The 20,617-nt window shown below is 65.3% G+C and carries 19 protein-coding genes; 11 read left to right on the top strand and 8 right to left on the bottom strand.

The window, feature by feature from the left end:
• Positions 1–17: 17 nt before the first annotated feature.
• Positions 18–1,271, bottom strand: coding sequence for an Rv3212 family protein (locus QM797_RS11730; protein ID WP_283275725.1), 1,254 nt, complete (start codon positions 1,269–1,271; stop codon positions 18–20).
• Between the two features lie 9 nt (positions 1,272–1,280).
• Positions 1,281–2,945, bottom strand: coding sequence for a DEAD/DEAH box helicase (locus QM797_RS11725; RefSeq protein WP_283275723.1), 1,665 nt, complete (start codon positions 2,943–2,945; stop codon positions 1,281–1,283).
• A 303-nt stretch (positions 2,946–3,248) separates the two neighbouring features.
• On the opposite strand from QM797_RS11725, the gene QM797_RS11720 reads away from it, so the two are divergent.
• Positions 3,249–3,968, top strand: a complete 720-nt coding sequence (locus QM797_RS11720) for a ferritin-like fold-containing protein (RefSeq protein WP_283275722.1) — start codon at positions 3,249–3,251, stop codon at positions 3,966–3,968.
• 131 nt (positions 3,969–4,099) lie between these two features.
• Positions 4,100–4,327, top strand: a complete 228-nt coding sequence (locus QM797_RS11715) for a DUF3107 domain-containing protein (RefSeq protein ID WP_283275721.1) — start codon at positions 4,100–4,102, stop codon at positions 4,325–4,327.
• 75 nt (positions 4,328–4,402) lie between these two features.
• Here the strand turns inward: QM797_RS11715 and fasR are convergent, their stop codons facing one another.
• The gene (gene fasR, locus QM797_RS11710; protein ID WP_032378141.1) at positions 4,403–5,056 is read right to left on the bottom strand and encodes an HTH-type transcriptional activator FasR; all 654 of its coding nucleotides are present in this window, start codon (positions 5,054–5,056) and stop codon (positions 4,403–4,405) included.
• A 300-nt stretch (positions 5,057–5,356) separates the two neighbouring features.
• On the opposite strand from fasR, the gene QM797_RS11705 reads away from it, so the two are divergent.
• The 3 genes from QM797_RS11705 (at position 5,357) to QM797_RS11695 (ending at position 8,609) form a co-directional block, all read left to right on the top strand.
• Positions 5,357–6,436: a DUF3152 domain-containing protein gene (locus QM797_RS11705; RefSeq protein ID WP_502942318.1), complete on the top strand. Its 1,080-nt coding sequence runs from the start codon at positions 5,357–5,359 to the stop codon at positions 6,434–6,436.
• A gap of 91 nt (positions 6,437–6,527) precedes the next feature.
• Positions 6,528–7,694 carry an adenylyltransferase/sulfurtransferase MoeZ gene (gene moeZ, locus QM797_RS11700; protein ID WP_283275720.1) on the top strand — a complete coding sequence of 389 codons (1,167 nt, stop codon included), beginning with the start codon at positions 6,528–6,530 and terminating at the stop codon, positions 7,692–7,694.
• Between the two features lie 60 nt (positions 7,695–7,754).
• The gene (locus QM797_RS11695; protein WP_283275719.1) at positions 7,755–8,609 is read left to right on the top strand and encodes a TIGR02569 family protein; all 855 of its coding nucleotides are present in this window, start codon (positions 7,755–7,757) and stop codon (positions 8,607–8,609) included.
• On the opposite strand, the gene QM797_RS11690 is transcribed toward QM797_RS11695, so the two are convergent.
• A complete protein-coding gene (locus tag QM797_RS11690) occupies positions 8,599–9,309 on the bottom strand; it encodes a FadR/GntR family transcriptional regulator (RefSeq protein WP_283275718.1) in 711 nt (236 codons plus the stop codon). The genes QM797_RS11695 and QM797_RS11690 overlap by 11 nt on opposite strands.
• Positions 9,310–9,390: 81 nt before the next feature.
• On the opposite strand from QM797_RS11690, the gene QM797_RS11685 reads away from it, so the two are divergent.
• From QM797_RS11685 to QM797_RS11660, 6 genes are all read left to right on the top strand, one after another.
• Complete coding sequence (locus tag QM797_RS11685) at positions 9,391–10,632, top strand: MFS transporter (RefSeq protein WP_283275716.1); 1,242 nt, start codon at positions 9,391–9,393, stop codon at positions 10,630–10,632.
• Positions 10,633–10,870: 238 nt separating this feature from the next.
• On the top strand, positions 10,871–12,262 hold the full coding sequence (locus tag QM797_RS11680) for a nitrate/nitrite transporter (RefSeq protein ID WP_283275837.1): 1,392 nt from the start codon (positions 10,871–10,873) through the stop codon (positions 12,260–12,262).
• Between the two features lie 61 nt (positions 12,263–12,323).
• Entirely contained in the window at positions 12,324–14,819 is a 2,496-nt protein-coding gene (nirB, locus tag QM797_RS11675) for a nitrite reductase large subunit NirB (protein ID WP_283275715.1), read from the top strand.
• A 115-nt stretch (positions 14,820–14,934) separates the two neighbouring features.
• Positions 14,935–15,312 carry a nitrite reductase small subunit NirD gene (nirD, locus tag QM797_RS11670; protein WP_283275712.1) on the top strand — a complete coding sequence of 126 codons (378 nt, stop codon included), beginning with the start codon at positions 14,935–14,937 and terminating at the stop codon, positions 15,310–15,312.
• Positions 15,309–16,520, top strand: coding sequence for a uroporphyrinogen-III synthase (locus QM797_RS11665; RefSeq protein ID WP_283275711.1), 1,212 nt, complete (start codon positions 15,309–15,311; stop codon positions 16,518–16,520). Before nirD ends, QM797_RS11665 begins: the two co-directional genes overlap by 4 nt.
• Positions 16,520–17,251, top strand: a complete 732-nt coding sequence (locus tag QM797_RS11660) for a sirohydrochlorin chelatase (RefSeq protein WP_283275710.1) — start codon at positions 16,520–16,522, stop codon at positions 17,249–17,251. Before QM797_RS11665 ends, QM797_RS11660 begins: the two co-directional genes overlap by 1 nt.
• Here QM797_RS11660 and QM797_RS11655 read toward each other — a convergent pair.
• The 4 genes from QM797_RS11655 to QM797_RS11640 are packed head-to-tail and all read right to left on the bottom strand — an operon-like array spanning position 17,208 to position 20,564.
• Positions 17,208–18,989: an NTP transferase domain-containing protein gene (locus tag QM797_RS11655; RefSeq protein ID WP_283275709.1), complete on the bottom strand. Its 1,782-nt coding sequence runs from the start codon at positions 18,987–18,989 to the stop codon at positions 17,208–17,210. The genes QM797_RS11660 and QM797_RS11655 overlap by 44 nt on opposite strands.
• Positions 18,990–19,002: 13 nt before the next feature.
• Entirely contained in the window at positions 19,003–19,449 is a 447-nt protein-coding gene (locus QM797_RS11650) for a PaaI family thioesterase (protein WP_283275708.1), read from the bottom strand.
• Entirely contained in the window at positions 19,446–19,787 is a 342-nt protein-coding gene (locus QM797_RS11645; RefSeq protein WP_283275707.1) for an MGMT family protein, read from the bottom strand. Before QM797_RS11645 ends, QM797_RS11650 begins: the two co-directional genes overlap by 4 nt.
• Positions 19,788–20,564 (bottom strand): alpha/beta fold hydrolase, encoded by a 777-nt coding sequence (locus QM797_RS11640; protein WP_283275705.1) that lies wholly within the window; start codon positions 20,562–20,564, stop codon positions 19,788–19,790.
• Positions 20,565–20,617 lie beyond the last annotated feature (53 nt).

Genomic DNA, 20,617 nt, shown 5'->3' with positions numbered 1-20,617 from the left:
GGCTGGTGACGGCCTGATCAACCAAGAGCGACCACGTCGTCACCGCGCTGCTCGACGATCACATCGCCGATCACCGACGTCTGCACCGGACCGATGTAGTCGCCTCGGTCGACGGATATGTCGTCGATCGGCACGCCGGTGGCGAGATCGACCACCGCGATACCGACGGGCACGGGGACGAGCAGCCGGCCGGCCATGACGGCTCCGCTTCCGAGGGCCCCGGGGATGGACCACACGGGGGACAAGCCGGTGGAATCGAGCGCCTGTACCCCGGCACCGGTGAACCAGGTGAACACCGAACCTGCCTTCGTCGCAGGCGAATTCGGTGAGTCCTGCTCGGGGGACAGGTTGGAAGCCAAGTTGGATTCGGATATCCGCGAAGCCGTGTCGTCGTAGAGTCCGATTCGGTCGGGCGCGCCGTTCTCGGCTGGAAGGTACAGCGCGACAACGTTTCCGGTGACGGCAATGATGTGTCCGGCAGTAGGGGAGTCGGGCCCGGGAACGAGTTCGGGCACTACCGTCGACCCGTACTCTTCGGGTTCACTCGCGTCCTTGGGGGCAGGGTTGATCAGAGACAAGCGCGCGGCCGCTTCGCCCGGGCACTGCTCCAGCACGGCTGTCCGCGAGTTCGTCGACGCCGAGGACAGCAGGGTGCACCCGGTTCTCGGCTGACTACCCGGATTGACCGGGGCGTCGACTCGGCCGTACTCGAGGGTGCGCACCATGTCCGATCGCCACAACTCCATGCGGGCGTCGCCCCTCGACGTCACGTAGGTGCCGTCGGATGACAGGCGAACCGCATCGTCGGCGTCGGAAGTGCGCTGCGCCTTGCGCTTACCGGTGGATCCGTCGAGTTCGGTCACCTGGGAGCAACCGCGATCGTCGCGGTAGACCGCGACTGCCGTGTTCCATGCCGAGACCACCGAGCACAGTGGGAGATCGCGTGTGTACGACCAGGACTGCTCACCCGACCGCGGATTGCGGCCGAGGACGGAGCCGCCGTCGGCAGTCACCACCGTGGATCCGGCGACGACGGGAGCCGGGGTACGCGTCGAATCCGTTGCCGCGCTCGGCGCACGCCACAGTTCGGTGAGGGCTGTGGGCACCGACGCTGCCGGCTCGGGCTGAGGCAGCGGCTCTACGGCCGAAATCGACGTGGTACCGCGGGCATCGCCGGTCAACCAGGCAATGCTCGCGGCCACGACCACCACAACCGCGATGACTGCGGCGACAACGAGGTCGGTTCTCGTCCGACGTTCTGGAGCCAACACGAAGGGAGACTACTCCGAATCGCTCGCAGTCGACGGTCCGACATCGGCCGAGGATCCAGTGGAACGACGGCGCCTGCGGCGGCGCGGGGCGGTCTTGGTGGCCGTGTCGGCGGACGCAGTATCGGTCGTATCCGATTGTCCGACAACCGAAGTCGCGGCAGATGTGGAATCGTTCGACGCCGCGGCGGAGCCTGCGGTGTTGTCGCCGCCCTGCCCTGCGCGAGTGCGACGGCGACTGCGTGAGCGGCGGGGCTTGGTCGCCGCCGACGCCGCGTCGGCCGCAGGCGCTGCCGCGCCGGTCTCGCTGTCTTCCTCTGTCTTCTCCGGGGCGCGCGAGGGTGCTGTGCGCACAGTGCCGGTGGCGTCCGTGGCGATACCGAGGTCGGTGAACAGGTGCGGCGAGCTCGAATAGGTCTCGACCGGATCCGGCATACCGAGATCGAGCGCCTTGTCGATCAGCTGCCAGCGGGGGATGTCGTCCCAGTCGACCAGGGTGACTGCGATGCCCGTGCGTCCGGCACGGCCGGTGCGACCGATGCGGTGGACGTAGGTCTTCTCGTCCTCGGGGCACTGGTAGTTGATGACGTGGGTGACGTCGTCGATGTCGATGCCGCGTGCAGCGACGTCGGTGGCCACCAGGACGTCGATCTTGCCGGTGCGGAACGCCTTCAGAGCCTTCTCGCGTTGGACCTGACCGAGGTCACCGTGCACCGCACCGACCGAGTAGCCACGCTCGGCCAGCTCGTCTGCGACCTTCTGAGCGGTGCGCTTGGTGCGAGTGAACACCATCGTCGCGCCGCGGCCCTCAGCTTTGAGGACCTTGGCGACCATCTCGACTTTGTCGAGTGCGTGTGCCCGGTAGACGTGCTGTGCGGTGCGGTCGTGGACGGCGGAGGACTCCGCTTCTTCGGCTCGGATGTGCGTCGGCTGCGTCAGGAACGTGCGCGCCAGCGTGATGATCGGGCCGGGCATCGTGGCAGAGAACAGCATCGTTTGACGCTTGTCGGGCACCATGCCGAGGATGCGTTCGATGTCGGGAAGGAACCCGAGGTCGAGCATCTCGTCGGCTTCGTCGAGAACCAGTACGCCGACTTTGCCCAGAATCAGGTGGTTCTGCTTGGCGAGGTCGAGCAGACGGCCGGGAGTTCCGACGACGACGTCGACCCCGTTCTGCAGCGCGCTGATCTGCGCCTCGTACGGGCGGCCACCGTAGATCGAAAGTACCTTGACGGGGCCGTTGGCACCGCTGAGGTATTTCGAGGCGTTCTCGAGATCGGAGCTGACCTGGACGCACAGTTCGCGGGTCGGCACGATGATCAGGGCACGCGGAGTGCCGTCGAGCGGGGTGGTGCCGGAGTTGTCCGTAGCGAGCCGGTGCAGAAGTGGAACACCGAAGCCGAACGTCTTGCCCATGCCGGTACGTGCCTGACCGATGAGGTCGTCGCCCGCGATGGCGAGCGGCAGCGTCAGCTCCTGGATGGCGAAGGTGCGCTCGATTCCCATCTCGGAGAGCGCGCGAACGATGGCCGCGTCGACGTTCAGTTCTGCGAACGTAGGAGGTACGTGGGTGTCGTCCAGTTGAGCCGACAACGTCGTGTCGCCGGTCTCGGATTCTTGGTCGATGACTATCTTGCTCAGGGGACTGGCCTTCCTCGTGTTCGAACGCGCGCACAAGGAAGGGCACAGGCCTATTGCCGGCCGAAGTCGATGCCCTCAATCCGATGTGATGTCGCCGTCAGCCTCAGCGCGGCCACGGACTGCGAAGTCCGCTGCGGCGAAGCTGTCGAGGCGACCCGGATCAGGTGCGCACACATTATCGATGACCATCGCGTGTTCTTCGGTCCGTTCCATCGGTCCGCGAGCGACGATCGAGCACCATGGTAGCTTGCCGAGCCGAATTCACCATCGTCGGCCGGTCGCGGCAGGTACGACGCGCGCCGCGGCGGGGCGTCGCTCACGGGACTACGATTGCCACCCATGGGAGCCCACTCGCCGGAGTCGTCGTCGTCCATAGATGCATCCATCACGCTCGTCGAGTCGGACGAGCCGGCCATCGCGCACGATCACCCGGGAGTTCCGGACCTGTTCGCGGTCCTGGCCTACGGCGAGATCTCGGCGTTCTATCGCCTGGCCGAGGATGCGCGAATGGCTCCGTCTATGGAGGGGCGCGTGGCCCTGGCCAGCATGGCGGCGGCGGAGATGAGCCACTTCGAGACGCTGGAACGAGCGTTGTCCGTTCGAGGTCTCGACGTGTATGCCTCGATGGCTCCGTTCGTGCGTGCCCTGGACGAATATCACGCATCGACTACTCCGTCGACGTGGTTGGAGTCCCTGGTCAAGGCATACGTGGGCGACGGGATCGCAGCGGATTTCTACCGGCAGATCGCGCACAGCCTCGATCCCGATGTCGCGGAGATCGTGCGAGATGTGCTGGCCGAGACCGGACATTCGGAGTTCGTCGTCCACGAAGTATCCGCGAGGGTTCGCGCGAGCTCGCAGGACAAGGCGCGGCTGATGCTGTGGGGCCGCCGTCTGCTCGGCGAAGCCATCACCCAGGCGCAGTTCGTGCTCGCACAGCGCGAGTCGTTGACCGATCTCGTCATCACTGCCTCGGGCGACCTCAACGGAGTAGTCGCACTGTTCGATCGGATGCAGGAACAGCACTCGGAGCGGATGTCCTCACTCGGCCTGGACTGACCCGTCCGACGCCGGCGTTCGCTGACAGCACAGGGCGGTGTTCGCTGACAGCACAGGGCGTCGGGCGGCTGGGCCGACCCTGCTGCACTAGCCTGGCGTGAGCAGAGTTGTCGAGAGTTCGGAGGTTGACCGTGGAGGTCAAGATCGGTGTTTCGGAGAGTTCCCGTGAGCTCGTCGTGAACAGCACGCAGTCCCCGGCCGAGGTCGAAGCGCTCGTATCGACCGCCTTCGCCGGTAAGGACGGAGTGTTGTCGTTGGAGGACGAGAAGGGACGCAAGTTCTTGATTCAGGCCGCCAAGGTGTCGTACGTCGAGATCGGTCCGTCCGATGCTCGGAGGGTCGGATTCGCGACCTCCTGAGACGGCCGGGAAAAGCAACGCACGCCCCTCACTCGACTTCGAGTGAGGGGCGTGTGGCGTAAACGGGACGAGCGCTTACGGGGCTTGCAGCGGAACGTGCGACAGACCGCCCCAGGCCAGCGACACCGTGGTGTCCACCGCGTCTTCCTTGGAAATGGGCCGGTCGGCTTCCAGCCAGTATCGGGCGGTGAACTGGCTTGCTCCCACCAGACCGACGGCGAGCACGCGAGCCCGATACGGGTCGAGTCCCGAGTCGTGAGCGACCAGATCGAAAACGGCGTCGACGCACGCTTCGGTCGCCTGCTCCACGCGCGAGTTGACCTGAGGATCGCCCATCAGATCGGACTCGAAAACCAGGCGGAAGCCCTGCGTGTCGGTGTCGACGAAGTCGTAGAACGCCAGTACCGCGGCGCGTACGCGCTGTCGGTTGTCGGTGGTCGAGCGAAGGGCCTGTCGAACGCCCGCGATCAACGTGTCGACATAGCTCTGCAGCACCGCCAGATACAGCTCCAGCTTCCCGGGGAAGTGCTGGTACAGGACCGGTTTGCTGACACCCGCGCATTCGGCGATCTCGTCCATTCCGGACGCGTGATAGCCGCGGGTCACGAAAATTTCGCTCGCAGCGGCGAGCAGCTGCGCCCGACGGGCATCGCGTGGCAGCCGTGCGCTGCGTCGATTGCCGGTGGTGGCCGGCCGGTCCGAGGACCTCCGGTCGTCGAGATCTGTCATCAATTCCGTTCCCATCCGCGTCGACAACTGCGCTCGTCTTGGTTCGACAGCGAGCGATCCGTCATGAACTTCCGGCGGGTGGCCATGGGTTCGGATCACTCGTAGCGCAGATCACGGGCAACGATACTCGTGGCGTCCGGCACGGTCGGGATCCTGGGGGACCGGTAGCGAATTACATCGAAGCCGAATGACGTCGAATGGTTTGTTTGTAGGATGTTTCCGTACCGAGAACCCGATAGTTCCGATCTCGTTGTCGGCGTGCCGAGCAGCGGGCGGTGAGGATTGTGAGATCGTGATCGAGTGACTGACCGAGGCGGGCCGCGAATCCGCGGTGGTGTGCAGTCGGGCGGCGTCGACGACGAGTACGACGATCGGTCGGACGATTTTCCACGCACGGTGGGTAGCCGCGGGTCTCATCAACCATTGCGCGCACAGTGGGATCCGACGCAGCGCGAAGTCAAGCAACGCAATCGTCGACCCGAACGCGACGTTCGTAAGCAGAGCAAGATCGGAAAGTTCGCCTCGACGTACGGCTGGCGGGCGTACGCGGTTCCCATTCTGATCGTGGTCACCGCGCTCGTGGTATTCGACGCCGTGCGCACCGGCGACCCGGTCACCGGCAACACGGCGCAGTCCACCAATGCCGATCCCGGGTTCGGCACTCTGAGCTCGGATACGACATCGGGCACCGGAATCATCGGTGTACCGCCACAGGCGGACGGTAATTTCGCGTCGTCGATCTCCTCGGGTGAACTGCCGGACGGTGGCCCCTTCGCGGTCCAAGGTGCCGGAACGTGGCACACCGTGGCCGGTTCCACCGAGCAGGTGGGCCAAGGCACCGAGCGGGTGTTCACGTACACGGTCGAGGTGGAGGACGGTGTCGACACGGTCGGATTCGGCGGCGACGAGTCGTTCGGCCGCCTGGTGGACCAGACACTCGCCAATCCCAAGAGCTGGACGAACGACCCGCGATTCGCGTTTCGGCGAATCGATCAGGGTGATCCCGATTTCAGGATCTCTCTGACGTCGCAGATGTCCATCCGGCAGGCCTGCGGTTACGACATTCAACTCGAAGTCTCCTGCTACAACCCGGGCATCGAGCGAGTAGTCCTGAACGAACCGAGATGGGTTCGCGGGGCGATCTCGTTTCAAGGAGACATCGGCTCGTACCGCCAGTATCAGATCAACCACGAGGTGGGCCACGCAATCGGCTACCAGCAGCACCAGCCGTGCGAGACCGACGGTGGCCTGGCACCGGTGATGATGCAGCAGACGTTCGGCACGTCCAACGACGACATCGCGCGACTGGATCCGGAGGGTGTGGTCCCCATGGACGGCAAAACATGTCGCTTCAATCCGTGGCCGTACCCACGGGCATGATCGGCTGGGTTTCGGACTGGTTGGGGATTAGGTTCGAACGTGGCGATCGGGGTCACCGCCGCCGTGTCGAGTCGAGGAGCGTCGCTGCATCGTGGTCCACCTACCTCCGCTGGTCGAACCCGCGGGCGAACTGACGCCCGGGGACGTCGCGCGATACAGCCGCCATCTGATCATTCCCAGCGTGGGAATGGACGGTCAGAAGCGCCTGCGCAACGCCCGCGTACTCGTCGTCGGTGCCGGAGGACTGGGTTCACCTGCACTGCTCTATTTGGCAGCCGCAGGTGTCGGGACTCTGGGAATCGTGGAATTCGACGATGTCGAACTGTCCAATCTGCAACGGCAGATTATCCACGGCCGGTCCGACGTGGGTCGTCCGAAGGCCGACAGTGCCAGGGACTCGATTCTCGAACTCAACGACGGCGTCGAGGTGACGTTGCACAGGGTCCGACTGGATTCTTCGAACGCGCTCGAACTTTTCGGGCACTACGATCTCGTTCTCGACGGCACCGACAATTTTGCAACCCGATACCTCGTCAACGATGCAGCCGCCTTGGTCGGCATTCCGTACGTGTGGGGTTCGATCTATCGATTCGAAGGCCAGGTTTCGGTGTTCTGGGATGGCGCGCCGGGGGGAGCGGGCATCAATTATCGCGACCTGTATCCCGAGCCCCCGCCGCCGGGCATGGTGCCTTCGTGTGCAGAAGGTGGCGTGCTGGGAGTGTTGTGCGCCTCGATCGGTTCGATCATGGTGACCGAGGCCATCAAGCTGATCACCGGAATCGGCGATACGCTGTTGGGTCGATTGATGATCTACGACGCCCTGGCGATGAGCTATCGAACGGTGCGGTTGACCCGCGATCCGCATCGGACTCCGATCACCGAGTTGATCGACTACGAGGCGTTCTGTGGAGTTGTTCCGGCCGTCGAATCCGCAGGCGAGGAAGTTACCCCCGTGCAGCTACTGGCAATGATGGAGTCCGGGCGCGAGGTAGCTCTGATCGACGTGCGTGAACCGGTCGAGTGGGACATCGTTCGCATCGACGGCGCACGCCTGATTCCGAAGGATCGAATCCTCTCCGGTGCGGCCATGGCCGAACTACCGCAGCACGTGCCGATCGTGCTCTACTGCAAAACCGGTATCAGGTCCGCGGAAGTGCTCGGTGCAGTGGTCGGTGCCGGTTTTGCCGATGCGTCCCATCTGCAGGGCGGAATAGTGGAGTGGGCCAAGCAAATAGACCCCGGTTTGCCCATCTACTGAAGCGGTGCGTGTGTGCGCGTCGTCCGCAGTGGCGCACCGATCGGCGGTAGCGTGGCGAGCGTGAGCTCTGTCGAACCCCCTCAGCACGTGATCTCTACGTTCGGGCTGCGCGATGTCGAGCCGGCGCCCCTCGGCGCGGACTGGGACGGAGGGTGGCGTCTGGGTGACGTCGTGCTGTCTCCGGTAGCCGACCACGCCCGCGCAGCCTGGTCGGCCAAGGTGCGTGAGACGTTGACGGTGGACGGAGTTCGACTCGCTCGCCCTGTGCGTTCCACCGACGGTCGCTACGTCGTGTCGGGCTGGCGCGCAGACACCTTCGTCCCCGGCGAACCCGAGCCCCGGCACGACGAGGTGGTCTCGTTGTCGTTGCGTCTGCACTCGGCGACGGCGCAACTCGAGCGTCCGCGATTCCTGGTTCAGCCGCCCGTCGCACCCTGGGCAGATGTGGACGTGTTCGTCGCGGCCGACAGAGCGGCATGGGAGGCCGTCCCCCTCCGATCGGCGCGCGGTGCAGGCGCACCCGAGCCGTCCTCCAGCGACGGCAAAAGCAGTCTCGAGTTGGTCAAACAGCTTGCGACACTGCGTAAACCTGTCGAGTCACCGGATCAACTGGTACACGGTGACCTGTTCGGAACGGTGTTGTTCTCGGGCAGCGACGCACCCGGAATCAGCGACATCACGCCGTACTGGCGTCCAGCGCCGTGGGCCGCTGGAGTAGCGGTGGTGGATGCGCTGTCCTGGGGTGACGCCGACGACGGTCTGGTGGGTCGCTGGGACGATCTACCCGAGTGGCCACAGATGCTGCTGCGCGCGTTGATGTTTCGTCTCGCCGTTCACGCGCTTCATCCGCGTTCGACGTCGGAGGCCTTTCCAGGTCTGGCACGAACAGCAGACCTGGTGCGCCTCATCCTGTGAATTCCGCTGCGGGAGCTGTGAATTCCGCTGCGCGAGCTGGGGGTTCGGACAGTTCGTGGAACAGTGATCGGGCGGCATCCGTCGCGCGGGTGGCGTCACCGTCGATGACTGCGTCGACCAGAGCGGTGTGCTCGGCAACGTAGTCGTCGTCGTGATCGAGGACATGGTCCCTCATCGCCTCGTGGATCACCGGAAGCAATGAGTCGTAGAACTCCAGATAGATAGCGTTGTGGCTTGCTGCGACGATGGCGCGGTGCAGGTGCGCGTCGATCCGGACCGCGTCCGCCAGTGGGGTCTCGTCCGACCACGCCGTGTTGCGATCCTTCAGCGCGCCCAGCATGACCCGGATGTCCTCGTCGTCGCGTCGGTCCGCGGCGAGCGCAGCCGCAGTGACCTCGAGTGTCTCGCGGAGTTCGGTGACGTCGCGGTGCCGGGCGTCCGAGAAGTACTTACCCAGGGTGCCGCCGAGGTCGGAGCAGGTCATGACGAAGGTGCCCGAACCCTGCCTGCGCTCGACCATGCCGGCGTGCACGAGAGCTTGGACCGCTTCGCGAACGGTGTTGCGACCGGTGCCGGTGATCTCGCACAGTTCTGGCTCGGTGGGGATGCGGGTGCCCACCGGCCATCGCTGCGACGTGATCTCGTCGCGCAACTGTGCGGTGACCTGGGTTATCAGGCTCGATCGCTGGACCTGCCGCACGTGGGCTCCTCGGGCTGTGAACGTTTCGCGGTCGATAGTAATGCTTTGCACCCGATGATCCGGTCATCCTATGATTGCGTAGTGAGTGCGCCTACCGTTTCCGAGATCACCCCGACCGGCACTTCGCTCGTCCGCGGCCGCATATTGGTATTCGCCGCCATCGTTCTTTCCGCGCTGACACTGCGCGCTGCAGTGACGTCCATCAGCCCGTTGTTCGGCAGGATCGCTGCGGATCTGCAGTTCGGAGATTCCGTGATCGGCATCGTCGGGATGCTGCCGCCGGCGATGTTCGCGGTCTTCGGCTTGGCCACGCCTTTTCTGGCCAAGCGCACCGGCCTCGAGCGAGCAGCGCTGTTGGCCATGGCGCTCACCACCGTGGGCATGGCGAGTCGGGCATTCGCGCCGAATACCGCATCGTTGCTCGCGCTGTCCGCGATCGCGCTCGCTGGTATGGGCATCGGGAACGTCGTCATCCCGCCTCTGGTGAAGCGGTACTTCTCGGATCGACTCGCGTTGGTCAGCACCATCTATATCTGCACGATGCAGATCAGCACGATGATTCCGCCGCTGCTGGCGGTTCCGGTCGCGGACGCCCACGGGTGGCGGGTCTCCATCGGAGTATGGGCAATCGTCGGAGTTGCCGCAGCACTGCCGTGGCTCGGGGTCGTGATCGCTAGACGCGGTCGCGACACGAAGGACACCTCGGCCGAGGCGGGTTCGGCGGCTGTGCACACCCGGCACGTCGGTCGGATTCACCGCTCCTCGATGGCGTGGGGAATGGTCATGATGTTCGCGATGACGTCGCTGATCACGTACTCGATGCTCACCTGGTTGCCGACCCTGTTGATCGACTCGGGCATCGGCGAAGGCTTGGCCGGTGCTTCTGTCGCTGCATTCGGTGCGATGGGCCTCATCACGTCATTGGCTACTCCGACTCTGTGCGCGAAGATGCGCAATCCGTTCGGCCTCGTTATTGTCGCCGCGGTCTGCTATTTCGGCGGCTTCTCCGGTCTGCACTGGTCTCCTGCGTCCGGGACGGTGCTGTGGGTGTGCCTGATAGGACTCGGCACGATGACCTTTCCGATGTCGCTCACGCTGATCAACCTCAGGACTCGTACCGCGGCGGGATCGTCCTCGCTGTCGGGGTTCACCCAGGGGCTGGGTTATGTGGTGTCCTCGACCGGGCCGATTTTGTTCGGCTTGTTGCACACCGAGTCCGGGGGCTGGGGACTTCCGCTGGTTCTGTTGACCGGATGTGTGGCGGTGCTGCTGGTCGGCGGGTTTCTGTGCTGCCGACCGCGGATGCTCGAAGACACCTGGTGACGCTCGGCGAATGGTGACGCTTCAGCTCACGTCGTGACGCCGGCGCGGGTGAGACCAAGTTAATCTTTCGAGTCACCGCACGCAGCGCCGCGGCAACATGGCTTTCCTATGTTCGGTTCACACACCGATCAGGAGGCCACACGTGACCAGCCTTTCTCGTAGCGCTTCGGCAGACGCCGGCTCAGCGACCACCGCGCCCGTTCCCCCCGGAACCGTTCCTGTTTCCGTCGACCATCACATTGCGCACTGGAACTCCGAGGACGTCGAGGCCTGGGAAGCAGGCGGCAAGCAGATCGCCAAGCGCAACCTGATCTGGTCGGTCGTCGCCGAGCACGTAGGTTTCTCGATCTGGTCGATCTGGTCGGTGATGGTGCTGTTCATGCCGTTGTCGGTCTACGGCATCGATGCAGCGGGCAAGTTCTTCCTCGTTGCCGTTCCCACCCTCGTCGGTGCCATCCTGCGGATTCCCTACACGTTCGCCACCGCCAAGTTCGGTGGGCGAAACTGGACCATCTTCAGCGCATTGGTGCTGCTGATTCCGACGGTGCTGACGATGTATTTCATGCTGAACCCGGCGTCGTACACCACGTACATCATCGTGGCGGCGTTCGCCGGCCTCGGCGGCGGCAACTTCGCATCCTCCATGACGAACATCAACGCGTTCTATCCCCAGCGCGAAAAGGGTTGGGCGCTCGGACTGAATGCAGGCGGCGGCAACATCGGCGTGCCCGTCATCCAGCTCATCGGGTTGCTCGTCATCGCCACCATCGGCAACACCGCGCCCGAGATCGTCTGCGCCGTATATCTCGTGTTCATCGCGGGCGCCGCCGTCGGTGCCGCGTTGTACATGGACAATCTCGACAACCAGAAGACCAACGGCCGCTCCATGATCGACGTGCTGAAGTTCTCCGATGCGTGGTGGATCGCCTTCCTCTACATCGGTACCTTCGGCTCGTTCATCGGCTTCAGTTTCGCGTTCGGCCAGGTGCTGCAGATCAACTTCCTCGCCGGACTCACCGACGGGGCCCCGGCAACCCCTGCGCTTCAGGCGCAGGCATCGCTGCAGGCCGCTCAGATCGCCTTCATCGGACCGTTGCTGGGATCGCTGTCGCGGCCGTTCGGCGGCAAGCTCGCAGACAAGATCGGCGGCGGCAAGATCACCCTGTACACGTTCGTGGCCATGACGTTCGCCACCGGAATTCTGGTCGCGGCCAGTACCTGGGACGACTCGACGCCCGGCGCGGCCAGCGGCACGGTCATGGTGCTCTTCGTCATCGGATTCATCGCACTCTTCTTGCTCTCGGGCCTGGGCAACGGATCGGTCTACAAAATGATCCCGGCCATCTTCGCCGCAAAATCGGTTGCGCTGCAGGGTATGACGGTCGACGAGCAGCAGCACTGGTCGCGCAAGATGTCCGGTGCTCTCATCGGTATTGCCGGTGCGATCGGCGCGCTCGGCGGCGTCGGAATCAATCTGGTTCTGAGAGCGTCGTACTCGGGCACTGCGAAGTCCGCGACGACCGCGTTCTGGGTGTTCCTCGGCTTCTACATCGTGTGCGCGATCGTCACCTGGGCGATCTACCTGCGCAAGACCAGCTCTGCCGCTGCCGACGCACCGGTAGCCGTCTGACGCACTCTCGTTGGACGCACGAAAAACTCTGCACGGCAACGCAAATTCGGAAGGACCCGCAATGAAGAACGCGGTAGTGGTAGGTCATGGAATGGTCGGGCACCGATTCGTCGAAGCGTTGCGTGCGCGCGACGAGGCGGCCGAGTGGAAGGTCACGGTCCTCTGCGAGGAAGCGTTGCCGGCGTACGACCGAGTGGGCCTGTCGTCCTACGTCGGTGCCTGGGACCACAAGGAGCTGGCGCTGGCGGGTAACGACTATCCCGGTGACAGACTCGTCGAGATGCGCACCGGAGTGCGTGCCGATCGCATCGACCGTGACCACCGGACCGTCGAGACGTCCGCGGGCGACACGGTCGAGTACGACGCGCTCGTGCTCGCCACCGGGTCCTATCCGTTCGTGCCGCCGATCCCCGGGCACGATCTACCTGCCTGCTTCGTCTACCGGACCCTCGACGACCTGGACAAGATCCGTGCCCGGGCGGACGCAGCGGGTCCTGGTGCGGTGGGGGTCGTCGTCGGCGGAGGTCTACTCGGTCTCGAAGCGGCAAACGCGCTGCAGAAGATGGGCATGACCCCGCACGTCATCGAGTTCGCTCCACGATTGATGCCGCTGCAGGTCGACGAGGGCGGAGGCGCGCTGTTGGCTCGTCTGGTCACCGAACTCGGGCTGAACGTCCATGTGGGAGTCGGTACATCGTCGATATCCGAGAACGACAGCGCCGGCCTGACGGTCGAGCTGAGCGACGGCAGCACCATCGACGCCGCTCTGTTGGTGTTCTCGGCCGGTGTGCGTCCCCAGGATCGGCTGGCTCGCGAGAGTGGCCTCGAGGTCGGCGAGCGCGGCGGCATCATGGTCGACATCGGTTGCACTACATCCGATCCCGCCGTATTCGCGATCGGCGAGTGTGCCGCAGTCGAGGGTCGATGCTACGGCCTGGTTGCCCCTGGATACTCGACGGCAGAGGTGGTGGCCGACCGATTGCTCGGCGGCGCGGCGCAATTCCCGGGTGCCGACATGTCCACCAAACTCAAGCTCATGGGCGTCGATGTCGCGAGCTTCGGCGACGCGATGGCGGCCACTCCGGGTGCTCTCGAGGTGGTGTTCAGTGATGCGCCCAAGGGGACGTACGCCAAGCTCGTCGTGACCGACGATGCGAAGACTCTCCTCGGCGGCATCCTCGTCGGCGACGCTTCCGCGTACTCGCTGCTGCGTCCGCTCGTCGGACGAGAATTGCCCGGCGACCCAGGAGCCCTCATCTCACCGGCAGCCGAACAGGTCGGTATCGGTGCGCTGCCCGACGACGCCGAGATCTGCTCCTGCAACGGCGTGAACAAGGGCGCCATCTGCTCGGCGATCGCCGACGGAGCCTGCGATCTGGCGGCTGTGAAGAGCTGCACCACCGCAGGCACCACCTGTGGCGGATGTCTGCCGTCCATCAAGTCGTTGTTGGCGGCATCCGGGGTGGTGCTCTCGAAGTCGTTGTGCGAGCACTTCTCTCAATCCAGGGCCGAGCTGTTCGAGATCGTTCGGGCGACGAACACACGCACCTTCTCGTCGCTGATCGCCAAGTACGGCAGCGGAACCGGCTGCGACATCTGCAAGCCCGTCGTCGCATCGATCCTCGCGTCGACGTCGTCCGATCACATTCTTGACGGCGAGCAGGCCTCGCTGCAGGACACCAACGATCACTTCCTGGCCAACATCCAGAAGAACGGCACGTACTCGGTGGTCCCGCGGATGCCCGGCGGCGAGTGCACGCCCGAACAGCTCATCGTCATCGGCGAGGTCGCTCGCGATTTCGGGCTCTACACCAAGGTGACCGGCGGACAGCGCATCGATATGTTCGGTGCCCGCGTCGAGCAGCTGCCTGCGATCTGGAAGCGCCTCGTCGACGCAGGCATGGAATCGGGCCAGGCGTACGGGAAGTCGCTGCGGACGGTCAAGAGCTGCGTCGGATCCAGCTGGTGCCGCTACGGCGTGCAGGACTCGGTGGGGATGGCCGTCGACCTCGAGAACCGATATCGAGGGCTGAGGTCCCCGCACAAGATCAAGTTCGGTGTCTCGGGCTGTGCGCGCGAGTGCGCCGAGGCCCGCGGCAAGGACGTCGGAATCATCGCGACCGAGGGTGGTTGGAACCTCTACGTCGGCGGAAACGGCGGGCAGTCACCCAAGCATGCTCAGTTGCTCGCCTCCAACCTCGACGATGCCACCTTGGTCAGCTTCATCGACCGCTACTTGATGTTCTACGTCCGCACCGCAGATCGACTGCAACGGACCGCTCCGTGGCTCGAGTCGCTCGACGGGGGACTCGATCATCTCAAAGCCGTCGTGTGCGACGACAGACTCGGCATCGGTGCGGAACTCGAAGCCGACATGGAGCGCCACGTCGCCGGCTACAAGGACGAGTGGGCAGGCGTGCTCGAGGACGACGAGAAGCTCGGTCGATTCGTCTCGTTCGTCAATGCCCCGAGCGAGGCCGATCCCACCATCGCGTTCGACGAGTCCGGAGCCCGCAAGGTCCCCGTATTGATGGGAATGCCGCGTATCGGCGCGTGAGGTGATCCTGACAACCGGCAGGTCACGAAACTGAGCGCATGTGCACAGGTGAGTAATCGCGACTTAACGGCCTAGAAACACGAGCAGCGTCAAATAGCTGACCAGGAGGTACGCCATGACTGTCATCGATTCCCTTACATCGGTACCGAACGATCTTTCGCGAGAGTGGACCCCGGCCTGCACACACGACACGCTGATTCCGGGGCGCGGGGTAGCGGTGCTCCTGCGCGGCGGCACCCAAGCGGCGCTGTTTCTGCTCGACGACGGACGACTGTTCGCGGTGGGCAACATCGATCCGTTCGGACGCGCAGCGGTGATGTCGCGCGGCCTCGTGGGCGACCGCGGTGGCGAGCCCACGGTCGCATCGCCGTTGCTCAAGCAGGTCTTCTCCTTGGTCGACGGGCGCTGCCTCGACGATGTGGAGGTCGGTCTCGGATCCTTCGAGGTCTCCTGCGTCGAGGGTGTCGTGCTCGTCCGCGGCGGCTCTACGTGAGCGAAATCGCGGGGGCAGGAACGCCTCTGGCCGGGTTCGCCGTCGGGATCACGGCGTCGCGTCGGGCCGAGGAATTCGCAACTCTGCTCGAGCGGCGGGGAGCAACCGTGATGCATGCCCCCGCGATCCGCATCATCCCGCTCGCGGACGATGCCGAGCTGGAACGCGTGACTGCCGCGATCATTGCGGATCCACCCGAAATTACCGTCGCCACCACGGGGATCGGATTCCGGGGCTGGGTCGAGGCCGCAGACGGATGGGGGCGGGCAGAAGAACTCGGTTCGGCGCTCGGGGCGTCTCGGTTGCTGGCCCGCGGCCCCAAGGCAACCGGCGCGATCAGGGCCGCCGATCTCCGCGAGGAATGGTCGCCCGCCTCCGAATCCTCCGCGGAGGTCCTCGAGCACCTACTCGCCGAGGGGGTCGAAGGCAAACGTATCGCCGTGCAACTGCACGGCGCGACGACCGAATGGGAGCCGATTCCGGACTTCTGCGAGGTACTGCGCTGTGCTGGAGCCGAAGTGGTTCCGGTACCGGTGTATCGCTGGACGGCCCCCGACGACCAGGGCCCGATGGACCGGATGATCGAAGCCGTCGTCGTCGGCGATCTGGACGCTGTCAGCTTCACCTCGGCACCCGCGGTGGCGTCGATGCTGATGCGCGCCGACGAGAACGGGGTGCTCGAACCCCTGCTGCAATCGCTGCGCACGCGGGTACTTCCGGTCTGTGTCGGGCCGGTGACGGCGGCACCCCTCGAACAACTGAACGTGGCCACCACACAGCCCGCGCGGGCGCGTTTGGGAGCACTGGCGCGGCACATCGCCGAGGAACTACCGAGACGAACCGGTCGACTGCACGCAGGCGGACACGTGGTCAGTGTCCGCGGCAGATGTGTGGTGGTCGACGGTGAAGTGCGGACGGTGTCGCCGGCCGGAATGGCACTGATGAAGACCCTGGCTCGCAATCCCGGCCGCGTCGTCTCCCGGGAGGCCTTGCTCGCGTCCTTGCCCGGTGGGGGAGGTGACACCCACGCGGTCGAAACAGCGATGACCAGACTCCGGTCCTCTCTCGGCGCGCCGAAGGCGATCCAGACCGTGGTCAAGCGTGGGTATCGGATCGCACTCGATCACGTCGAGACCGAATCGGACTGTGATACCGACGAGCCCGCCGTGCACGCGCGTGTGGCCGTCGTAGACGGGGGAAAGTACTGATGACACCGAAGCTGGTGCTGGTCGCGCACGGCACCCGAAATCCGCGTGGTGTCGAGATGATCGCCGCACTGGCCGACGCGGTATCGACCCGGATCGGTACCACCCGTGTGGCATTCGTCGACGTACTCGGACCTTCCCCGGCCGAGGTGTTGAGAGACACGCCGGAGTCGGCGGTCGTCGTTCCCGCCTTCCTGGCGTCGGGGTACCACGTCCACACCGACGTACCGCGAGAAATTGCCGACAGCGCTCATGCCTCGGTCGCGGTAACCCGTGCTCTTGGGCCGGACCCCGTACTCGCTGAGGTCATGCTCGATCGGTTACGCGACGCCGGTTGGCGCACAGGCGATTCGATCGTGCTCGCCGCCGCAGGGTCGTCCGACCCCCGGGCGCTGGCAGAACACGTTCGAGCATCAGCGATGCTGGCCGACGTCGCGAGAGGCCCGGTGCGCATCGGGTACGTCGCCACCGCTGTCCCCACTGTGTCCGAGGCGGTGTCGGCTCTGCGGGAGGAGGGACACGCTCGAATCTTCGTTGCGTCGTATCTGTTGGCGCGCGGGCTCTTTCACAATCGTTTGGCCGACGCAGGTGCAGACGGCCTCGGTGAGCCGTTGGGGGTCCATCCAGCAATCGTCGATCTGGTGGTGGCCCGCTACTTCGAGGGCGTTCGATCCCTGGACAGTGAATCGTTCAGTACGGCAACGGAAGAATGGTCACCGGTTCGTCGGCGCTGATCTCGGCCGGGACCAGTGCGAGCGCATCCCGGCCGACCAGGTGAGCGAGATGTGCAGTGCGTACCTCTGTATCTGCCCGCCAACGCGTGCCGTCGACGGTGACAGGGACGATGCGTGGGACCGCAGATCGAACGTCCGCGGCATTGGACAACAGACCCATTCGTGGTGGACGCACCGTTCTGCCGGTCAACGCGTCGACGATCGCGGGCGCCGTCAGCAGTGCCGTAACGACGGCCGCCAGGGGGTTGCCGGGTAAGCCGAGAACCACTGTACCGTCGGGCAGCGCCGCGGTGATCTGGGATCCGCCGGGTCTGACACGCATCCGGCCGACGATGGATTCAGCGTCGAGTGTCGCCAGTGTCGTGCGCAGCTGATCGGCGGCACCGCCACCGGTCGCTCCGACCACGATGACGACGTCCAGGTCCTGCGTGCGAGTCAGGACGTCTCGAAATTCCGTGGCCGAGTCGTCGAGCAGTGTCACATCGACGACCGCGATGCCGCAGTGCGCCAGGTACTCCGGCAACACCGATCCGAGAACGTCTCGGGTCTCGCCGGGGGCCAGTGGCCCGCTTGATCGAATCTCGTTGCCGCTGATCACTATTCGACCACGAACCGGACCGCGCACCGTCACGTCGGGAACTTCCGCGCTGGCGGCGAGAGACCGTACCGCCGCATCGATCGGAGTTCCGGTGGCGACGAGTTCGGTGCCCGGCAGCCAGTCCTCGCCGCACCGACGGGTGTCGTCGGACTGCGCTGTGGTCGACAGTCGACGCACCGACCCGTCCGGATCGTGGGTCACGTGCTCGTCGCGCACCACCGACGTCGCGCCGGGCGGGAGCGCAGCACCGGTCGCGATGCGCACCGCTGTTCCGGCGGTGAGTCCGGCGATGTCGACACTTCCGGCGTAGGCGATGTCGGGCCGCAGCGTCCACGGCTCGGAGCCGCAGACGGCGTAACCGTCCATCGCGGAGATGTCGACTGCCGGCAGTGCGGTCTGGGACACGAGGGGTTCTGCGAGGACGGTTCCGGCACTGTCCGGCAGGGAAATTCGACGGATCGGAAGGGGAGGGAGACTGCGTCGAATGCGCTCCAATGCGTCGGCGACCTCGAGCGTCCGAGACGGCTGCGCGGCGAGGCGAGCGGCCAGAAGGTCGGCAGGGGTGTCGCAGTCCTCGATATCGGGAAGCGTGATGACCTGATGATCGACCGGAACGATCCGGCGCATCGGTGCACCTTCTACCGAATCCAGCTGTGCCATAAGGGCTCGTAGCGTTGAATGCTGCCACACCCCCAGTAGGAACTGCGTGCGGCCTGCGCTGTCGCGAGCGAATACTGCACGTGCTGAGGAGTGCGCGATGGAATCGATCAGGGACCCTATTGCGGCGGAGTCGAGGAGTGGAATGTCCGCCGCGACGACGGCCACCAGGTCTGCAGTGTGCTCCGAATGTGCACTGTCATCGAGGGAGCGGAGTCCCGCGGCCAGGGCCGCAACGGGCCCACCGCCGGCAGGCGACTCGCGGGTCTGGACGACATGGTCCGCCACACCGTCGCGTGGTGGACCCACCAGAACCGTTCGGCGGCAGTTCGATACGGCGTCCACTGCGATGTCGACCATTCGACGGCCGCCGACGGTCAAGGCCGGCTTGTCCACCTCCTGCGGCGACATCGGATGCTCGGGATCGGCCATCCTCGATCCGCGACCGCCGGCGAGGACGATCGCATCGCAGACCGGCGTCATGGTGCGGGCGCTGTCATGTCGGCAGAGGCACGTTCTGCAGCCGAACCTGACCGCGTGCAATGGTCTTGCCGCTGTCGGAGGCAGTGATCGTCACCAGCCACAATTGTTGAACACGACCCTGCTGCAACGGTTCTGCGACAACGTCGACGCGACCGCCCTTGCTCGCGCGGAGAAAGTCGGTGCCGTTGTGCACTCCTACCGCGAACTCACCGCGGTCCTTCACCGCTTCACTTGCACCGATGCTCGCGGCGCTCTCGACAGCGGTCGTGTAGACCCCGCCGTGTACGACTCCCCACGGGGTGAAGTGCTCGTCCGTCAAGTCGATGTGACCCGCCACCCGGGTGCCCGAGACCTCGTCGACGACGAGTCCGGCAGAGGCGACGAAGGTGCTCGCCTTCGACAGGGCGAACTTCGCCGTGGGGCGGGGATCGAATTGCCCGAGCCCGTCTCTGATGTTCATCCTCCGAGGTTAGTGGTCGACTCGACCGGCGATGGGAGCGCCCCGAAGTCGAATCGAATCGACTTCAGCGGCACTCGGCCGTCGTGGACTGCCACTCCTTCGCTGCGCAGCGTCTCGAGCTGCCGGGTGGCGAGGTGCCGGGCGGGCCTGCCACTGACTCCGAGGACGCGATGCCACGGGAGGTCGGCGGAGTCGGTGCGCATGATCCATCCCACGATGCGCGGACTCGACAGGTCGGCAGCGGCCGCGATGTCCCCGTACGTGGCGACGAATCCTGAGGGAATCGACGCGACCAGCGCGCGGACACGTTCGACCTGAGCCTCGGTGATCGGGGCCATCTAGAGCACGGATCGCACCAGCTCGGCCACCTCGACCGGCTTGGCCTGGCCGACCATGTGATCGCAGTCGAGTTCGACGGTACGCAGGTTCTCACCGAGTTGTTCCCGCAGTGCAGCAAGGAATTCGTCGGTGACATAAGGAGGTTCGACGCGCATGGCCCGAACCACGATGGTCGGGACGCTCTCGGCGGGCACGACGATCGGACGAGCGAGCTCACCCCACGTGGCAACGATCGCCGGAATCGACATTCGCCACGCCACCTTTCCGCCGTCGGCGGGAACCAGATGGTCGGCGACCTCGCGGTCGAGCAATTCGGTGGGCACGTCCGCCCACGCCCCGTGGATCTTCTCCGATCGCGCCTCAGCGGCGTCGGTGTAGTCCGGGGACTTCGCGGTGGCCTCGGCCACCTCGAGCAGCTCGTCCGGCGGCAGCGCGATCGCGGGATCGAGCAGAACCAGCGCCCGCACCGCGTCCGGGAACCTCTGCGCGAGATGGACGGCCAACGCGCCGCCGTACGAATGTCCGAGCACCACGACCGGACCGCGCGCGTGGGCGTCCAGCACGGCCTTCAGAGCCGTGACCTGCGCATCGATGTCCCAGGGCGGCGTGGCCGGGGAATAGCCGTGGCCGATCAGATCCGGAGCCAGAATTCGGGCTTCGGGCAGGTGATTCTCGGCGAGATCCCACCAGCGGGCACCGTGGCCGGTCACACCGTGAACGGCGAGGATTTCAGGACCGTCTTCGGGTCCGAACGTATGCAGATTCAACTCGGGCACGTCGACCACTATGCCGCATGGCGTGCCGCCGCGGATTCTGCCGGTCCAGTGCG

It is taken from the genome of Rhodococcus sp. IEGM 1381 (genome assembly GCF_030056795.1).
Lineage (GTDB): Bacteria > Actinomycetota > Actinomycetes > Mycobacteriales > Mycobacteriaceae > Rhodococcoides.
Note: the sequence above shows the minus strand (reverse complement) of the source record. Positions and strands in the feature narration are given on the sequence as shown.